The organism is Sphaerisporangium rhizosphaerae, from assembly GCF_042665155.1.
Classification (GTDB): domain Bacteria; phylum Actinomycetota; class Actinomycetes; order Streptosporangiales; family Streptosporangiaceae; genus Sphaerisporangium; species Sphaerisporangium rhizosphaerae.
Window position 1 is genome coordinate 286,351 of the sequence record NZ_JBHTCG010000007.1, and the last position, 17,197, is coordinate 303,547.

13 protein-coding genes are annotated in these 17,197 nt (G+C 72.2%); 8 read left to right on the forward strand and 5 right to left on the reverse strand.

Annotated features, from left to right (window positions below; genetic code table 11):
* Nucleotides 1–47: 47 nt before the first annotated feature.
* Entirely contained in the window at nt 48–2,120 is a 2,073-nt protein-coding gene (locus tag ACFQSB_RS13505; RefSeq protein WP_380826672.1) for an N-acetylneuraminate synthase family protein, read from the reverse strand.
* A 296-nt stretch (nt 2,121–2,416) separates the two neighbouring features.
* Nucleotides 2,417–3,772, reverse strand: a complete 1,356-nt coding sequence (locus ACFQSB_RS13510) for a sensor histidine kinase (protein ID WP_380826673.1) — start codon at nt 3,770–3,772, stop codon at nt 2,417–2,419.
* Nucleotides 3,773–4,046: 274 nt separating this feature from the next.
* Between ACFQSB_RS13510 and ACFQSB_RS13515 the strand changes: the two genes are divergently transcribed.
* Together ACFQSB_RS13515 and ACFQSB_RS13520 are read left to right on the forward strand one after the other, a co-directional pair.
* On the forward strand, nt 4,047–5,360 hold the full coding sequence (locus ACFQSB_RS13515; RefSeq protein ID WP_380826675.1) for a right-handed parallel beta-helix repeat-containing protein: 1,314 nt from the start codon (nt 4,047–4,049) through the stop codon (nt 5,358–5,360).
* 157 nt (nt 5,361–5,517) lie between these two features.
* Complete coding sequence (locus ACFQSB_RS13520; protein ID WP_380826677.1) at nt 5,518–6,126, forward strand: ACT domain-containing protein; 609 nt, start codon at nt 5,518–5,520, stop codon at nt 6,124–6,126.
* 25 nt (nt 6,127–6,151) lie between these two features.
* Here the strand turns inward: ACFQSB_RS13520 and ACFQSB_RS13525 are convergent, their stop codons facing one another.
* Nucleotides 6,152–7,453: an ABC transporter ATP-binding protein gene (locus ACFQSB_RS13525; protein ID WP_380826678.1), complete on the reverse strand. Its 1,302-nt coding sequence runs from the start codon at nt 7,451–7,453 to the stop codon at nt 6,152–6,154.
* Nucleotides 7,454–7,868: 415 nt separating this feature from the next.
* Between ACFQSB_RS13525 and ACFQSB_RS13530 the strand changes: the two genes are divergently transcribed.
* Genes ACFQSB_RS13530 through ACFQSB_RS13550 form a run of 5 tightly spaced genes read left to right on the forward strand, consistent with a single transcriptional unit; the run spans nt 7,869 to nt 13,736 of the window.
* Entirely contained in the window at nt 7,869–9,167 is a 1,299-nt protein-coding gene (locus ACFQSB_RS13530; RefSeq protein WP_354924391.1) for an extracellular solute-binding protein, read from the forward strand.
* Between the two features lie 3 nt (nt 9,168–9,170).
* Entirely contained in the window at nt 9,171–10,166 is a 996-nt protein-coding gene (locus ACFQSB_RS13535) for a carbohydrate ABC transporter permease (RefSeq protein ID WP_380826679.1), read from the forward strand.
* Nucleotides 10,160–11,035, forward strand: coding sequence for a sugar ABC transporter permease (locus ACFQSB_RS13540; RefSeq protein WP_380826680.1), 876 nt, complete (start codon nt 10,160–10,162; stop codon nt 11,033–11,035). Before ACFQSB_RS13535 ends, ACFQSB_RS13540 begins: the two co-directional genes overlap by 7 nt.
* 48 nt (nt 11,036–11,083) lie before the next feature.
* The gene (locus ACFQSB_RS13545) at nt 11,084–12,700 is read left to right on the forward strand and encodes a glycoside hydrolase family 13 protein (protein WP_380826681.1); all 1,617 of its coding nucleotides are present in this window, start codon (nt 11,084–11,086) and stop codon (nt 12,698–12,700) included.
* A 10-nt stretch (nt 12,701–12,710) separates the two neighbouring features.
* A complete protein-coding gene (locus tag ACFQSB_RS13550) occupies nt 12,711–13,736 on the forward strand; it encodes a LacI family DNA-binding transcriptional regulator (protein ID WP_354836113.1) in 1,026 nt (341 codons plus the stop codon).
* A 52-nt stretch (nt 13,737–13,788) separates the two neighbouring features.
* On the opposite strand, the gene ACFQSB_RS13555 is transcribed toward ACFQSB_RS13550, so the two are convergent.
* Nucleotides 13,789–14,646, reverse strand: coding sequence for an LLM class F420-dependent oxidoreductase (locus ACFQSB_RS13555; RefSeq protein ID WP_380826682.1), 858 nt, complete (start codon nt 14,644–14,646; stop codon nt 13,789–13,791).
* 183 nt (nt 14,647–14,829) lie between these two features.
* Nucleotides 14,830–16,002: an FAD-dependent monooxygenase gene (locus ACFQSB_RS13560; protein WP_380826683.1), complete on the reverse strand. Its 1,173-nt coding sequence runs from the start codon at nt 16,000–16,002 to the stop codon at nt 14,830–14,832.
* Nucleotides 16,003–16,189: 187 nt separating this feature from the next.
* Between ACFQSB_RS13560 and ACFQSB_RS13565 the strand changes: the two genes are divergently transcribed.
* Nucleotides 16,190–17,149: a TetR family transcriptional regulator gene (locus ACFQSB_RS13565; protein WP_380826684.1), complete on the forward strand. Its 960-nt coding sequence runs from the start codon at nt 16,190–16,192 to the stop codon at nt 17,147–17,149.
* Nucleotides 17,150–17,197 lie beyond the last annotated feature (48 nt).

Below are 17,197 nucleotides of genomic sequence, written 5' to 3' on the forward strand. Positions count from 1 at the left end.
GCGCCGCACGGGGCGGCGCGCGTCCATGTCGATGATCATCTCGTGGGTCAGACGGTGACGCGGCGCAGGCGGGACTTGGGGGCCTCCTCGCCCGGGAAGACGCGCTTGACGCCGTCGCCGAGGGCCTGCTCGATGATCCTGATGTCGCGCACCAGGTGCTCCAGGCCGCTCGGCTCCAGCGACGCCGCGTGGTCGGAGCCCCACATCGTGCGGTCCAGGGTGATGTGGCGCTCCACGGTCACCGCGCCCAGCGTCACCGCGGCCAGGGAGATCTGCAGGCCGCGCTCGTGGCCGGAGTAGCCGACCGGGACGCCGTACCGGTCCTGCAGGGTGATGATCGTGCGGAGGTTGGCCTCCTCAGGCGGCAGCGGGTAGGTGGAGGTGGCGTGCATGATCACCAGCTTGGAGGTGCCGAGGATCTCCACGGCCGCGTCGATCTCCGGAAGCGTCGACATGCCGGTCGACAGGATGATCGGCTTGCCGGTGGCGGCGAGCCGGCGCAGCAGCTCGTGGTCGGTCACGCTGGCCGAGGCGACCTTGTGCGTGACGACGTTCATCTCCTCCAGGAAGTCCACCGACGGCACGTCCCACGGGGAGGCGAACCAGTCCAGGCCCCGCTCGGCGCAGTACTTGGCGATCTGGGTGTACTCGTCCTGGCCGAACTCCACCCGGTACTTGTACTCCAGGTAGGTCATCTCGCCCCAGGGCGTCTGGCGCATCTGGTCGCGCTGGTGGGCCGGCACGGCGATCTCCGGCGTGCGCTTCTGGAACTTCACCGCCTGGCAGCCGGCGTCGGCGGCCACGTCGATGAGGCGGCGGGCGATGTCCAGGTCGCCGTTGTGGTTGATGCCGATCTCGCCGATGACGTACACCGGCTGCCCGGGGCCGACCAGCGACTCGCCGATCTGGACCGGGGCGCCCTTGACGCGCAGCGTCGCGCGCGGGCCGGCGGCGGCCGGCTCGGCGTCCACCGGGCGGGCGGCGAGCACGCGGTCGCACAGCTCGCGCACGGCGCCGGCGCCGCCCCCGTGGCCGAGCACGATGCGGGCGGCGGCGCGCACGCGGGGGTGGGCGTCGGGCACGGTCACCGGCCAGCCGACCAGCTCCATGCAGCCGAGGTCGTTGAGGTCGTTGCCGACGTAGGCGACCCGCGCCGGGTCCAGGCCCTCGATGCTGAGCCAGTCGCGCAGGGCGGTCTGCTTGGAGGCCAGGCCCTGCAGGACCGGGACGCCGAGCTTGCGGGCGCGGGCGGTGACGACCGGGTTCCGCTCGGTGGACAGCACCAGGATCTTGACGCCGGACCGCTTGAGCAGGGCGATGCCGAGGCCGTCGGAGCGGCTCACCGCGACGGTCTCACGGCCGTCCTGGTCGACGTAGACCAGGTCGTCGGTGTGCACGCCGTCGAAGTCGGTGACCACCGCGTCAACGTCGAGCGGGCCCGGACGGTCCACGAACGGGGCCAGCGCCCGCACCATCTCCAGGTCCTCGGGGGAGTCCACCTCGACGGCGTGGCGGCTCGGCACCGGCTGGACGGCGACGGTGCCGAAGAAGCGGTGCCCGTGCTCGCGCAGCCCGGCGGCGCGGATGGCGTAGAAGGCGCCGGTCTCGCGGTACTCCGGCTCGCGGTCCTGGCGGCGCGGGCGGTGGGCCGGGTCGTGGTTGATCCCGCGCACCCCGTCCTCGCCGCGCGCCCACACGAACTCGTGGGTGGGCAGCCCGGAGAACACCACGTCGGCGGCGCCGTCGAGCACCTTGGACACGGCGGCGTCCAGGTCGGCGGGGTCGATGAAGGCGCTGGTGCACTGGACGAGCACGACGACCTCGGGGTCGGTGCCGTGCTGGTCGAGGACCTGGTCGAGGGCGTGCAGCAGGGCCGACTCGCTGGAGGCGGTGGCGCCGCTCAGCTCGGCGGGGCGCTGGACCACTTCGGCGCCCGCCGCGCGGGCCGCGGCGGCGATGGCGTCGTGGTCGGTGCTGACGACCACCCGGTCGATGAGCTCGGCTTCCGTGCAGGAGACGACCGCGCGGGCGACCAGGGGCGTGCCGCCCACCTTGGCCAGGTTCTTCAGCGGGACGCCCGCAGAACCTCCACGGGCGGGGACGACGGCCAGGACTCGCAAGGTTGACTCCCTGATATGCGGCGTGCGAGCGGGCCGTCCTTCGGCCACGCTCGCGAGGTGTCACGCACGCTAACCACCGGCACCATCCCGTTAGGAGATTGCGAGCTGAACGCCCAGCGTCACTCCTGTTAACACTTGGGAGAGCCGGGAAGCCGGGGCCGCCGCCGCCGCGCCCCGTCCGGCCGGACGGCGGGCGGGGGCGGGCTCATCCGGCGAGGGGGGTCACTCGTTCAGCGGGCGGGGGCGGGCTCAACTGGCGAGGGAGCGGGGGCTGGTTCGGCGGGCGGGCGGAGGGCTCACTCGGCGAGCGGCAGCCGCAGCACGAAGCGGGTGCCCTCGGGGACGTTCTCGACGTGCAGCGTTCCGCCGTGGGCGATGGCGACGTCGCGGGCGATGGCCAGACCGAGGCCGGTGCCTCCCTTGTTCCTGCTGCGGGCGGCGTCCAGCCGGGCGAAGCGGTGGAAGACGCGCTCGTGGTCCTCCTCGGCGATGCGGTCGCCGTCGTTGGTGACGGCGAGCACGGCCGACCCGTGGTCGCGGTGCACCTCGATCTTAACCATGTCGGCGGCGTGCCGCTGGGCGTTGTCCAGCAGGTTGTCGATCACCCGGTACAGGTGCGTGCGCACGCCCATCACGGTGACGTGCTCCTCGACGCCGGCGATGACCGGCACGCGGCCGGGCCGGGCGGCGATCTCGCCGGTGGCGAGCTGGCCGAGGTCGACGGGCTCCTGCGCGGCCGGGCCGCCCGAGCCGAGCCTGGCCATGAACAGCAGGTCGGTGACGATGGTCTCCAGCCGGTCGGTGTCGCGCAGCGCGCCCCGCACCAGCGTGCCGAGGTCGGTCTCCTCGGGGTGCAGCAGTGACTCCTCAAGCTGGGCGCGCAGCCCGGCGATGGGCGTGCGCAGCTCGTGCGAGGCGTCCGCGGCGAACCTGCGCTGCTGCTCCACCGAGTGCTCCAGCCGCGCCAGGGTGCTGTTGACGGTGCGGGCCAGGTGGGAGATCTCGTCCTCGCCGGGAGGCTCCCGCACCCTCAGGGACAGATCGCTCGCGGTGATGTGGGCGAGCTGGGCCTGGATGTGGTCGATGGTGCCAAGGCCACGGTCGGCGGTCTTGTAGGCGATCCAGCCGACCAGGCCGGCCACGGCGGCGATCTGCAGGCCGACGGCCACGTCGAGAATGCGGGTGGACAGCACGGCCGGGGTGGGCGCGGCCGCGTACACCACCGGCGCGCCGGGGCCGGGGCCGGTGAGCGTCGCGGTCACGTGGAAGCAGCCGACGGACAGAGGCCGGCAGGTGGTGAAGTCGAGCAGGTCGTGCGGGGCCACCGGCCGCGCGTCGCTGAGCGGCGGCAGGGTCCGGCCGCGGGCGGTCGAGGCCAGGATGTGCCGCCCGGGCCCGACCACCTGGATGAGGTCGACGTCGCCCGGGCCGGGCGCGATCGGGTTGAGCAGGGACGACTCGCGGTAGGCCACCACGACCCGCGAGGCGGCCTCTCTGGTGTCGTGCCAGATGGCGTTGGCGACCGTGGCCCTGATGACCAGGTCGGCGGCGACGCCGAGGGGGATCAGGAACAGGGCGGCCAGGACGAGCGTGAGGAGGGTGACCCGCCCTCTGATCGATCGTGGCCAGATGGCGGCCCGTGGGAGGGGCATTGGCAAAGGCTATCCGCGCGGATCTCCGCCAAGATCCGCGTGCCGGGAAAGAGGTGGCCAAGGGATGGCAAACTCCCCCGGCGCGGGCCGGGGCGCCACGCCACCGGACCCTAGCGTCCGGCGTGCCGGATCACCGATCCGGCCGCCGGAGGGTTGGGGTCTCCCCCTGGGGATCACCGACCGCTACGGTGTGCGGCAGCAACCTTTTAATACCGAGTGTGGGGTTATGGCGCCGAAAGCCTGGCGGGCCTGTCTGTCCTTACCGTTGACCTCCGTGCTGCTCGCCACCCCGGCGTCGGCCGCCTCGCTTCCCGTGGAGCGCTCGAACGCCGCCGCCGCCGCCGCGCCGCGGGCGGCGTCCGGGACCGGCGGCGCCGGCGCGGCTCTGGAACGCTCCGCCGCCGGCCGGGCCTTCTACGTGGACTCCCGCGAGGGGGACGACGACGCGCCGGGCACCTCGCCGGGCAAGGCCTGGCGGTCGCTGGAGCGGGCGGGGGAGGCCCGGCTGCGCCCGGGGGACACGCTGCTGCTGAGGCGGGGCGGCCGGTGGAAGGGCACGCTGAGGCTGGAGGCGGACGGCACCGCCCGGCGTCCGATCACCGTCGGGGCCTACGGCAAGGGCGGGCGGCCGAAGATCAGCGGGCGTGATGACGACTGCGTGGTGGTCGCCGGGTCCTACCTGCGGGTGTCGGAGGTGCGGGCGAGCGACTGCGGATGGGCGGGCTTCCGCGTGGACGGCCGCCACAACGACCTGTGGGACGTGTACGCCGACCGCAACGTCGCCGGGGTGTGGATGACCGCGCGCGGCGGGCGCAACGTCCTGCGCAACAGCCAGATGGTGGGCAACGACCGGATGAGCGTCGACGACGCCGAGCCCGACAACGACTCGGGCGCGTTCGGCGTGCTGCTCAACGGCGACGACAACCGTGTGATCGGCAACCTGATCTCCGGCAGCTACGCCAGGAGCCAGGACTACGTGACCGACGGCGCGGCCGTGGAGGTGTACGACGGCGACCGCAACCTGGTGGCGCACAACGTCGCCAGGGACAACGAGACCTTCACCGAGCTCGGCCACCGGCCCGGCGGGACCGCCGACGGGAACCTGTTCGCCAACAACGTGGTGACCTCCTCGCGTCCCCGGGGATCGTTCCTGATCACCCGGGGGCCCGGGCACATCGTCGGCCCGGTCAGGGGCACGGTCGCGGTCAACAACTCGGTGTACCTTCCCGCGCGCCGGACCATCGGCTTCTCCTGTGCCGACGGCTGCGGCAAGAAGATCCTCAGGTTGCGCAACAACGCGATCAAGGTGGGCGGCCTCGTCGGGTTCGAGGACGCCTCGGGGATCGACGACGCGGGCGGGGTCTACGACGGCAGGATCAAGGACTTCAAGCCCGGCCACCGCTCCATCCACGCGGACCCGCGCTTCGCCGGCCGTCGTGACCTGCGGCTTCGTCCGGGGTCACCCGCCATCGGGCAGGGTGTGCCGCTCGGGGCATCCTGGTACGGCGGGGCCTCCATGGCCCACGACGCGGCGGGGCGGACGATCCGGCGATCGAAGAACCCGGACGCGGGCGCCTATCAATACTGAATTGGATTTATTTCCTACATATCTCCGGAACATCGGTGAAACCTACATCCGACACCCTGTGTGGCGAGGGGCCGCGGATGAAACAAAACAGGAGGTCGGCACGCATGCGTGGCCCGGCTGGACATGAGAGGTGGTGGTGAAGGTGCTGAGAGTTCGGGTGTCGCTCCCTGACCGCCCGGGGGTCCTCGGACAGGTCGCCCGGGCGTTCGGAGTGCTCGGCGCGGACATCTTGCAGGTCACGGTCCTGGAGCGCGAGGCGGGCCGTGCGGTCGACGACTTCACCGTGTCCTGGCCGGGCGGCTTCGCCGCCGACGAGCTGCGCGACCGCCTGTCCGTCGTGCCGGGGGTGCGCATCGAGGGCGTGTGGCCGACCAGGGAGGTGCCCGGCGCGAGCCCCGACTACGACCTGCTCGGACACGTCGTCACCGACGCCGAGCGGGCCTTCGTCACGCTCGTCGACGCGGTGCCCGACCTGGTCAGCGCCGAGTGGGCCGTCGCGGTCGACTCCGGCACCGGCGCCGTCGTGCACGGCAGCTGGCAGGCTCCGGGCGTGGAGGAGATGCCCGACCTGACGCCGCTGCGGCCCTCGGCGTTCAGCGAGGGGCCGCTGCACCTGCTCAGCCTCCCGGTCAAGGCGGCGGGCCTGCACCTGGTCGTGGCACGTTCCGAAGGGCCGGCCTTCCACCAGGTCGAGCTGGACAAGGTGGTCAGAGTGGTCGAGATCATCGCCCTGCTCGCCGCGGCGGAGCCCCGCACGCTCGCCTGAGGCGCGCGGCGCGGGGCGGGGGCTCCTACCGGCGGGGCGGGTCGATGCGGTTGCCCTGCACCGTGAAGAGCATCAGCCTGCTGAGGTCGACCGCGACGCGGCCGATCTCTCCGGCGCGCCACACCGGGCGGGAGCCGAGCCGGACGATGATGTCGGCGCGGCGGTGGTGGCCGCTGCCCGGCGTGGGCGTGTTCTCCTCGGCGTGCGGGGGTCCTTCGCCGCCCGAGATGAAGCGCCGCATCATCGTGCGCACCCGGCCCGGGCCGTGCGCCGCGTGCCCGTTGCCGTTGCCGTTGGTGTGGCCGTTGACCCTCGCGGGGCCGGGCTCGGGCGCGACCACGGCCGGGATGCCCACCTCCAGGTAGGCCAGCCACTCGTGGCCGTGGTACTCCAGCGCCCGCACCCTGCCGGTGAAGTGCGGCCCGTCGGCGCCCTCGGGGATCGGCGTGAGCCCGTCCGGCCGGATGCCCACGATGATCTGGCTGCCGGTGTGCTGGGAGACGGCGTACGCGCGGGGGTCGGTCCACGGCATCGTGATGTTGTGCAGGCCGAAGTCGAGCGAGATGTACTGGTTCTGTGGGGTCCGCACCGTCGCCGACAGCAGGTTCAGCTGCTGTGAGCTGAGAAAGGCCGCCACGAAGGCGGTGGCGGGGTCGTTGTAGATCTGCCCGGGGGTCCCCACGTCCTGCAGGACGCCGCGGTTCATGATGGCGATGCGGTCGGCCAGCGTGAGCGCCTCGACCTGGTCGTGCGTGACGTAGATCGTCGTGACGCCGAGCGCCCGCACCAGCGAGGAGATCTCCATGCGCAGTTCGGTGCGCATCCCGGCGTCGAGGTTGGACAGCGGCTCGTCCATCAGGAACAGCGAGGGCTGCCGGACGATGGCCCTGCCCATCGCCACCCGCTGGCGCTGCCCGCCGGAGAGCGTTCCAGGCCGGCGGTCCAGCGTCTCGTCGATGTGCAGGGCGCGGGAGAGCTCGACCACCCGCTCCCTGACCATGTTCGGATCGGCCTTGGCGATCTCCAGGGGGAAGGAGATGTTGCCCCGGACGGTGCGGTGAGGGTACAGAGCGCCGTTCTGGAAGACCATCGCCACATCGCGGTCGCGCGGGGCGAGGTCGTTGGCGTGCTTCCCGTCGAGATAGAGATCGCCGGCGGTGATCTCCTCCAGCCCGGCGATCATGCGCAACAGCGTGGACTTCCCGCATCCGGACGGCCCGAGCAGGACGAGCAACTCGCCCTCTTCCGCGCGCAGGCTCATGCGATCGACCGCGAGATGCCCCCCCGGGTACACCTTCGTCACGCTGTCGAGAACGACGGTACTCATCGTCACTCGTTCCTCCCGGGCATCAGAACCCGGATCCCAGCCGTCATTGTGATTGATGAGGTAGTACATCGCGTCCCGGGCCGCCGTGTCCATACGTGTCGTAATAAATCGCTCATGCGCTGGTTACTTGACCGTTGCCTCGTGGCCGACGTCAGGACGTGTGCAAACACCCGCTGGGAAAGGCGTCCGCGAGGCGTCCTTCGGCCGGTGGCGACGCGCGTCACTCGTCCGCCCGTTCTCTGGTAATGCCGATGCAATGACGGACGTGTCACAATTTGCAGCAACTTTCCGAAAGGTCTTTCATGTCAGTTCACACGCCTGTTACGTTCCGCGTACCCGGTGGACGCCGCCACCGCTCGGGGGGTGGCGGGCGTCCCGGTCTCATGGCAATGGAGCTGAGCAAGGAGTGCACACAATGCGGCGAGGCATCTCGGCAGCGGCGGCAGCCGCGGCGCTCGCGCTGGCGGTTTCCGCCTGCGGCGGCCAGGACACCCCCACCCCGTCGGCCGCCCCGGCCAAGAGCGCCGACGCCTCGGCCGTCTCCGGAGAGGTGACGTGGTGGGACACCTCCGACGCCACCAACGAGGGGCCCGTCTTCCAGGACCTGATCAAGGACTTCCAGGCCAAGTACCCCAAGATCAAGGTCAACTACGTCAACGTGCCCTTCGCCGACGCGCAGAACAAGTTCAAGACCGCGGCGCAGAGCGGCTCGGGCGCGCCCGATGTGCTGCGCGCCGAGGTCGGCTGGGTCGCCGAGTTCGCCTCCCTGGGCTACCTGGCCCCGCTGGAGGGCACCCCCGCCCTCGACAAGCCGGAGGACTTCCTCGCCAGCCCCGCGAGCAGCGGGAAGTACAACGGCAAGACCTACGCCGTGCCACAGGTCACCGACACCCTCGGCCTGCTCTACAACAAGGAGCTGCTGAAGAAGGCCGGCCACGACGCGCCGCCGAAGACCTTCCAGGAGCTCAAGCAGGTCGCACTGGACGTCAAGTCCAAGGCCGGCGCCGACGGCCTGGCCCTCAACGTGGACGCCTACTTCCTGCTGCCGTTCATCTACGGCGAGGGCGGCGACCTGCTCGACGTCGCGAGCAAGAAGATCACCGTCGCCTCGCCGCAGTCCACCGCGGGCGTGAAGATCGTCGAGGACCTGATCACGTCCGGCGCCGCGGCCAAGCCGGCCATCCAGGACAGCTACACCAACGCCGAGACCGCCTTCAAGGAAGGCAAGGTCGCGATGATCTTCAACGGGCCGTGGTCGAACACCGACAACCTCGGCGGCAAGGTCTTCAAGGACAAGCCCGACAACTTCGGCATCGCCCCGGTGCCGTCCGGCTCGGCCAAGGCCGGTTCCCCCACCGGCGGCCACGACTACGCGGTGTACGCCGGCTCCAAGAACCTGGACGCCTCCTACCTGTTCGTCCAGTTCATGGACTCCGCCGAGAGCCAGGCCAAGGTCGCGGGCAAGCTCGGCCTGCTGCCCGCCCGCCAGTCCGCCTACGCCATGCCCGACGCCCAGGCCAACGACATGATCGCCAAGTGGAAGGAGCCCATGGCCTCCGCGGTCGAGCGTCCCTGGATCCCCGAGGGCGGCCAGCTGTTCCAGCCGCTGCTGGAGGGCTACCAGAAGATCGCCGCCGGCCAGAAGGGCACCGACGCGGCGCTGCAGGACGTCGCCAAGGCCTACCAGGGCATCCTCAAGGGCTGGAGCCTGTGACCCATGACGACGCAGGTCGTTGACGGCACGGCCGCGGGCGCACCGTCCCGCGGCCGGGCCCGCCGTCCCCGGCGCGAGGGCGGCGCGGGGCGGTTCCTCGCGCGCCACTGGTACGCGTGGGCGATGTGCGCCCCGGTGGTCATCGTCACCCTCGTGCTGATCGGCTACCCGCTGGTGCGCGGCCTCTACCTGTCGCTCACCGACGCGACCGAGGCCAACATGGGCCGCACCATCGGCATGAACGTCATCCCCTCGACCTACGAGTTCGTCGGCCTGTCCAACTACGCCGACATCGTCACCTCCAGCGAGTTCCTGTCCCGGCTCGGCTGGACGGTCACCTGGACCGTCGTCTGCGTCGCCCTGCACTACGGCATCGGCCTCGGCCTCGCCCTGCTCCTCAACCGGCCGATGCGGCTGCGCTCGCTCTACCGCATGCTGCTGGTGCTGCCGTGGGCCGTGCCGGCGTTCGTGTCGGCCTTCATCTGGCGCTACCTGCTCAACGGCGAGTTCGGCGTCGTCAACGCGATGCTCCGGGCGGCCGGCCTGGCCGGGGTCGACTGGCTGGACGACCCGCTGTGGGCCAAGGCCTCGGTCATCGCCGTCAACGTCTGGCTCGGCGTGCCGTTCATGATGCTCGCCCTGCTCGGCGGGCTCCAGGCCATCCCGCGCGAGCTGTACGAGGCGGCCGAGGTGGACGGCGCGACGCCCTGGCAGCGCTTCCGGCACATCACCCTGCCGGGCCTTCGGCCGGTGTCCAGCACGGTCGTGCTGCTCGGCACCATCTGGACCTTCAACCAGTTCCCCGTCATCTTCCTGGTCACCAGGGGCGGCCCCGGCGGGTCCAGCGAGATCCTCGTCACCTACGCCTACCGGCAGGCGTTCGAGGGCATCCGCAACTACTCGGGTTCGGCGGCGTGGGGCGTGCTCATCCTGGTCCTGCTCGTCGTCCTGGCCGTCGTCTACCGCCGGGCGCTGCGCCGGCAGGGGGAGGCATGGTGAGCACGCTCACCCCGGCGGGCGGCACGCGCCCGCGCGGCCGCGAGAGCCGCGGCCCCGGCAGGTCACTGGCCCTGCACGCCACGCTGATCGCCGCGAGCGTCATCGCGGTCTTCCCGGTCCTGTGGCTGGTGCTGACCTCGATCAAGCCCAGGGACGCCTGGCAGTCCTCCACGGTGGAGCTGTTCAACAGCCCGAGCCTGTCCAACTACGCCCAGGTGCTCGGCCAGACCGCCTTCCCGCGCTGGCTGTTCAACTCGCTGCTGGTCGCGGCGATGACCACCGTCCTCGGGGTGGTGCTCGCGGCCACCACCGGCTACGCGGTCAGCCGCTTCCGCTTTCCCGGCTACCGGTCGATCATGTGGATGCTGCTGGTCACGCAGATGTTCCCCGTGGCGATCCTGATCGTGCCCATCTACAACCTGCTCGCCGGCCTGGGGCTGATCAACCAGTTCCCCGGCCTGGTCATCGCCTACCTGACCTCGACCGTGCCGTTCTGCGCCTGGATGATGAAGGGCTACTTCGACACCGTCCCGGCCGAGATCGACGAGGCGGGACGGGTGGACGGGCTGACGCCCTTCGGCACGTTCTGGCGGCTGATCCTCCCGCTGTCCAGGCCGGGCCTGGCCGTCGCGGCCTTCTACTCCTTCATCACCGCCTGGGCGGAGGTCGCCTACGCGACCGCGTTCATGACCGGCGACGACAAGTACACGCTGGCGGTCGGGCTCGGGCAGTTCGTCGGCCAGCACAAGGCCGAGTGGGGCCTGCTCACCGCGTCCTCGGTGCTGATCGCCGTGCCGGCCGCGGTGGTCTTCCTGCTCGTCCAGCGCCACCTGGTCACCGGCCTCACCGCCGGGGCGACGAAGTCCTGACCCTCATGGTGGTATCGGTCCTGAAATTTCGGAGAATCGGGGATCCCAATGACCGACGTCGTCCGTGAAGCCCGCCCCGTCAAGGCGGCCACCCGGTGGTGGCGGGACGCGGTGATCTACCAGGTCTACGTGCGCAGCTTCGCCGACGGCAACGGCGACGGCGTCGGCGACCTGCTCGGCGTGCGCAGCCGGCTGGACTACCTGGCCGAGCTCGGCGTGGACGCCCTGTGGCTCACCCCCTTCTACACCTCTCCCATGGCCGACTTCGGCTACGACGTCGCCGACTACCGCGACGTCGACCCGATCTTCGGCACGCTCGCCGACGCCGAGGCCCTCATCCGGGACGCCCACCGGCACGGGATGCGGGTCATCATCGACGTGGTGCCCAACCACACCTCCGACCGCCACGCCTGGTTCCTCGAGGCCGTCCAGGCGGGCCCCGGCGCCCCCGCCCGCGACCGCTACATCTTCCGTCCCGGCAGGGGCGAGGCCGGCGAGCTGCCCCCCAACGACTGGGAGTCGGTGTTCGGCGGCCCGGCGTGGACGCGGCTGCCCGACGGCGAGTGGTACCTGCACCTGTTCGCCCCCGAGCAGCCCGACCTCAACTGGGACGCCCCCGAGGTCCACGCCGAGTTCGAGGCCATCCTGCGCTTCTGGCTGGACCTCGGCGTCGACGGGTTCCGCATCGACGTCGCCCACGGCATGGTCAAGGCCGCCGGGCTGCCCGACATCGGGTCGGCCGGGCAGATCGAGCTGCTCGGCACCGCCGTCCTGCCGTACTTCGACCAGGACGGCGTCCACGAGATCCACCGCACCTGGCGCCGGGTGCTGGACTCCTACGACGGCGAGCGCATCGGCGTCGCCGAGGCGTGGGCGCCCTCGCAGGAGCGCCTGGCCCGCTACGTGCGTCCCGACGAGCTGCACCAGGCGTTCAACTTCCACTTCCTGAAGGCTCCCTGGGACGCCGGCCGGCTGCGCGCGGTCATCGACGAGTCGCTGGCCACCGTCGGCCCCGTCGGGGCCCCGCCCACCTGGGTGCTGTCCAACCACGACGTCAAGCGGCACCTCACCCGCTACGGCGGCGGCGAGACCGGCCTGCGCCGCGCCCGCGCGGCGGCCCTGCTGATGCTCGCCCTGCCCGGGTCCGCCTACGTCTACCAGGGCGAGGAGCTCGGACTACCCGAAGTGCTCGACCTGCCGGACGAGGTCTGCCAGGACCCGCAGCGGCTGCGCCACCCCGACGACGGCCGCGACGGCTGCCGCGTCCCCATTCCCTGGGCCCACTCCGAGCCGCCGTTCGGGTTCAGCCCGCCCGGCATCCAGGACACCTGGCTGCCCGTCCCGGCGTCCTGGGGCCCGCTCAGCGTGGAGGCCCAGCTCGGCGACCCCGCCTCGACGCTGCGGCTGTACCGGGAGGCGCTGCGGCTGCGGCGCGATCGCCCCGAGCTCGGCGACGGCGGCCTCACCTGGCACGAGTCACCCGCGGGGACGCTGACCTTCACCCGGGACGGCGCCTTCGCCTGCACGGTCAACGCCACCGGCGACCCCGTGGAGCTGCCCAGGCCCGGCGCCCTGCTGCTGGCGAGCGGCCCGGTGACCGTGGAGGGCGGCGTCGCGCTGATGGCGCCGGACTGCGCGGCGTGGTGGGCCCTCGGCGATGCGTAAAGTAACGTCCATGAACGGCACTGCGCGGCTCGCCGACATCGCGGCCCAGGCGGGGGTCAGCGAGGCCACGGTCAGCCGCGTCCTCAACGGCAAGTCGGGGGTGTCGGCGAGCACCCGCCAGCTCGTGCTCACGGCGCTGGATCTCATGGGGTACGAACGCCCGCAGCGGCTGCGCCAGCGCAGCAACGGCCTCATCGGGCTGGTCACCCCCGAGCTGGACAACCCGATCTTCCCGGCGTTCGCCCAGGCCATCGAGAAGTCGCTCACCCAGCACGGGTACACCCCCGTGCTGTGCACCCAGAGCCCGGGCGGCGCCCCCGAGGACGAGTTCACCGAGCTGCTGCTCGAACGCGACGTCAGCGGCATCATCTTCGTCTCGGGCCTGCACGCCGACACCACCTCGCGCATGGACCGCTACACCCGGCTCACCGACCGCGGGCTGCCCATCGTCCTGGTCGACGGCTACAGCGAGCACATCGCGGCGCCGTTCATCTCGCCCGACGACCGCATGGCCGCCCGCCTGGCCGTTCAGCACCTGGTCGACCTCGGCCACGAGCGCATCGGCCTGGCGCTCGGCCAGCGGCGCTTCGTCCCGGTCATCCGCAAGATCGAGGGCTTCGCGCAGGCCATGTCGCAACTGCTCGGCGTGTCCGACTGCGAGGACCTGATCCAGCACTCGTTGTTCTCGGTCGAAGGCGGTCAGGCCGCCGCGTCGGCGCTCATCGGCCGCGGCTGCACCGGCATCGTCTGCGCCAGCGACCTCATGGCCCTGGGCGCCATCCGCGCCGCCCGCGAGCGCGGCCTGTCGGTGCCGGGCGAGGTCTCGGTCGTCGGGTTCGACGACTCGCCGCTCATCGCCTTCACCGACCCGCCGCTCACCACCGTCCGCAAGCCGATCGGCCCGATGGCCTCGGCCGCCGTCCAGACCCTGCTGGAGGAGATCGGCGGCGCCCCGCCCAAGAACATCGAACTGGTCTTCCAGCCCGAACTGGTGGTCCGCGGCTCCACCGGCTCCGGCCCGCTGGTCAACCGCTGACGATCCCCGTGAGCACGCGGGTACCTGGTGGTGAGCGAGAAGCGCCGGCGCGTCATCCCGTGAGGGAGAAGCGCTCGGCGAACGCGGACAGTTCCTCGTGGCGCCGGTCGGGGTCGGCGGCAGTGGGGTTGACGACGATGCGGGTGACGCCTTCGGCGGCGAGGGCCTCGACCTGTGCGGCGGTCATGTCGATCGACCCCCACCGCGTGTACTCCAGGGCGCGTGGGTCGCGGCCCGCCCCGGCCGCGGTCCAGCGGGCGAGTTCCACCTGCGCGGCGCGCTCGGCGGGGTCGAGCGCGCCGCCCGGGAAGTAGCCGTCGCCACGCAGACCGGTCCGCCGGGCGGCCGCCCGGCTCGAGCCGCCGATGTGGATCGGGAGACGCGCGACCCCGTGCGGCTTGGGGTAGCTGCACACGTTCTCGAAGGAGAAGAACTCTCCGGCGAAGCTCACGCCTTCCTCGCCGCCGGCCCACAGCAGCCGCATCGCGTCGATCGCCTCGTCGGCGCGGCGGCCGCGGGTGCGGAAGTCGACCCCCATCGCCGCGGCCTCGCCCGGCAGCGTGCCGAGCCCCACGGTCAGCAGCCGCATCCGCCCCCGGGACAGCACGTCGATGGTCGCGAGCCGCTTGGCGAGGACCACCGGATGGCGGTACGGCAGCAGCAGCACGCCCGTGCCGAGCAGGATCCGGCTCGTGGCCGCCGCGACGAAGCTCAGGCAGTCGAGAGGATCGGCGTACGGCAGCGTCTGCGGGATCTCGTAGGGCCCGAGCTTCGCGCCGGGGTACAGCACCAGGTGCTCCGGCAGGTACAGCGACTCGAACCCCAGGTCCTCCGCGTGCCGCGCGAAGGCGGCGATCTCCTCCGGATCGACGCCGTGATACGCGGTGTTGTAGCCGACCCCGAACCTCATCCGCCGTCCCTCCGCCACCCGGCGGCCTTTCTCGGCGGCCGGGACCTGTCAGACCAGGGCAACGTTAGAACCCTGCCACCGGCGTCAAGGCAAGCCGTCCGTCACGGAGAAGTCCCGCCACCGGGAAGAGATGCGGCCGGAGGAGGCGGCCGCTGCCGGTGGTGTGCTCCTCGGGGCCGTTCGTCACGCGGTTTGACGGTGTGAGGTGAGGCGGCGTCTCGTCCAGACGCCGGCCGCCGCCACCGGCCACAGGCGGGTGGCGAGGTTGCGGGTCAGGATGCCGGCCGAGGTCGCCGGGATCATCATCGCGGCGGCCTGGTCGACGCTCCGCTGCTTGGGCTCGACCAGCCTCCGGTGCCGCATCTCGTACCGGCCGAAGGCCGCCGCGTGGTCGGCGGGGGAGGCGGCGAGCTCCTCGGCCAGGGTGTGGGCCCCGGCGATGGCCAGGGTGGAGCCGTCCCCGAACAGCGACACGCACGACGCCGCGTCCCCGAGCACCGCGACCCGGCCGCGTGACCAGCGGGGGAGATCCACCACGCTGACCGAGTCGAAGTAGAGGTCGTCGGTGGCCCGAACCTGCTCCAGCAGCTCGGGCACCTGCCACGAGCCGCCCGCGTAGGCGTCGGCGATCATCCGCTTGTGCTGTCCGGCGTCGCGGTGGTCGAAGTCCGGCACCATGGGTCCGCGGAACATGAACGCCGCCAGGGCCGGGCCGCCCATCGAGGGATGCACGGCGACCGCCCTGCCCGGGGTGTTGTGCATGACGACGTGGTGCGGATCCTCGGCCGGGCGGCCGAGGCGCAGCGTCGCCACCCAGACCCCGGCGTGCCGCACGTAGTCGTGCTCCGGCCCGAACGCCAGCCGCCGCACGGTCGAGTGCAGGCCGTCGGCCCCGATCACCAGGTCGAAGCGCCGGGGCGCGGCGCGCTCGAAGGTCACCTCCACTCCGCCCGGATCCTGGCTCAGGGTGGCGATGGAGTCGCCGAAGAGCAGCTCGACGTGGTCCCGGCTCGCCTCGGACAGGATCGAGGCGAGGTCGCCGCGCGGCACCTCGACCTCACGGCTGCCGGCGGCGCGTTGCACGGCGCGCATGTTCACCCGCCCGACGCGCCTGCCCGCGGCGTCGACGAAGCTCAACCCCCTGACGTCCGTGGCCGCCTCGCGCAGGCGGGGCATGACGCCCATCCGCTCGGCCACCTCCACCGCCGGGCCCCGGACGTCCACCGGGCTCCCGCTGGACCTGACCGTCGTCGCGCGCTCGACCACCGTGGGCCGCATGCCGTGCCGCGCCAGCCAGTACGCCAGCGTCGGCCCGGCGATGCCCGCCCCTGATATCAGCACCGTGCGCCCCGCCATCACGCTCTCCCGCCTCCGTGCCGTCGTCCGACGGCCGGTCCCCGCCGCTCCGCCCTGTGGCGGGCCGGGCTCCTTCCTCCTCCGCGCCCTGCGGCGCGCGGAGCCCGGCGGTCGATTCACTGACCATCGGTCAGGGCGAGACGCTACCTTCCTGTCCGGCGGTCAGTCAACCGCTATGCTGATCCCCGTGGCATTGACACCGCCGGACACCCGCACCCGCATCCTCAAGGCCGCGCTGGAGGAGTTCGCCGCGCGCGGCTACCACGCCACGTCGATCCGCGAGATCGCCGAACGCGTGGGCGTGACCAAGACGGCGGTGCTCTACCACTTCCCGGGGAAGGCCGAGATCGTCGGCGCGCTGGCCGCGCCGATGCTGGAGGACCTCGACGCGGCCGTGGCCGCCGCCGCGCGGTTGGCCGAGCCGGTCGCGGCGAAGTGGGCCGTCATCGAGGGGCTCGTCGAGGTGTGGCTGGCCCACCGCTATCTGCTGCGCATGAACCTCTACGACCTGGCGCTGGCCGTCGAGAACACGATCTTCCACCGCTTCCGCGACGCCATGGTGCGGGCGAACGCCCTGGTCGCGGGGCCCGACCCGGACTTCGAGCGGCAGGTGCGCGCCTCGCAGGCGATCGCGATGCTCTCCGACCCGATCGTCTTGTTCGCCGACGCCCCGGCCGGGGCCCTGCGCGCCGCCGTGCTGCGGGGGGTGCGCCTGCTGCTGGACGCCGCGCCGGACCTGTCCGCCGGGCGGACGGAGGGCTCCGCGCCGGACGGCCTCGCCCGCCCGGCGGCGGAGGTCCACGTGCCGGACGGTCCCGGCCGGCCGGAGGACGGCGGCGCGGCGGACGCCCCCGCCCTGGTGGGGCACGGCGCGTCCGGCGGCTCCGCCCCGCCGGCGGGCGGCGCGTCCGACGGTCTCGCGCTACCGGCGGAAAGCGCGGCGAGGCAGGCCGGGAACGGCGCCGGAGCCGCCGCGACCTCTGGAGCGGCCCGCGGGCGGCGGGGACGGCCGGGAGTGATGAGCCCGGCCATGGCCGAGACGGCCCGCCGCATGCACGCCGCAGGGAGCACCGCCGCCGAGATCGCCGCCGTGCTCGGCGTCTCCCGCGCCACCGTCTACCGGCACCTCCCCGGGCCGGGACATTAATGAGACAGTTATTGAGACGATTTTGAGACAGTGTCGGTCCGGACGGGG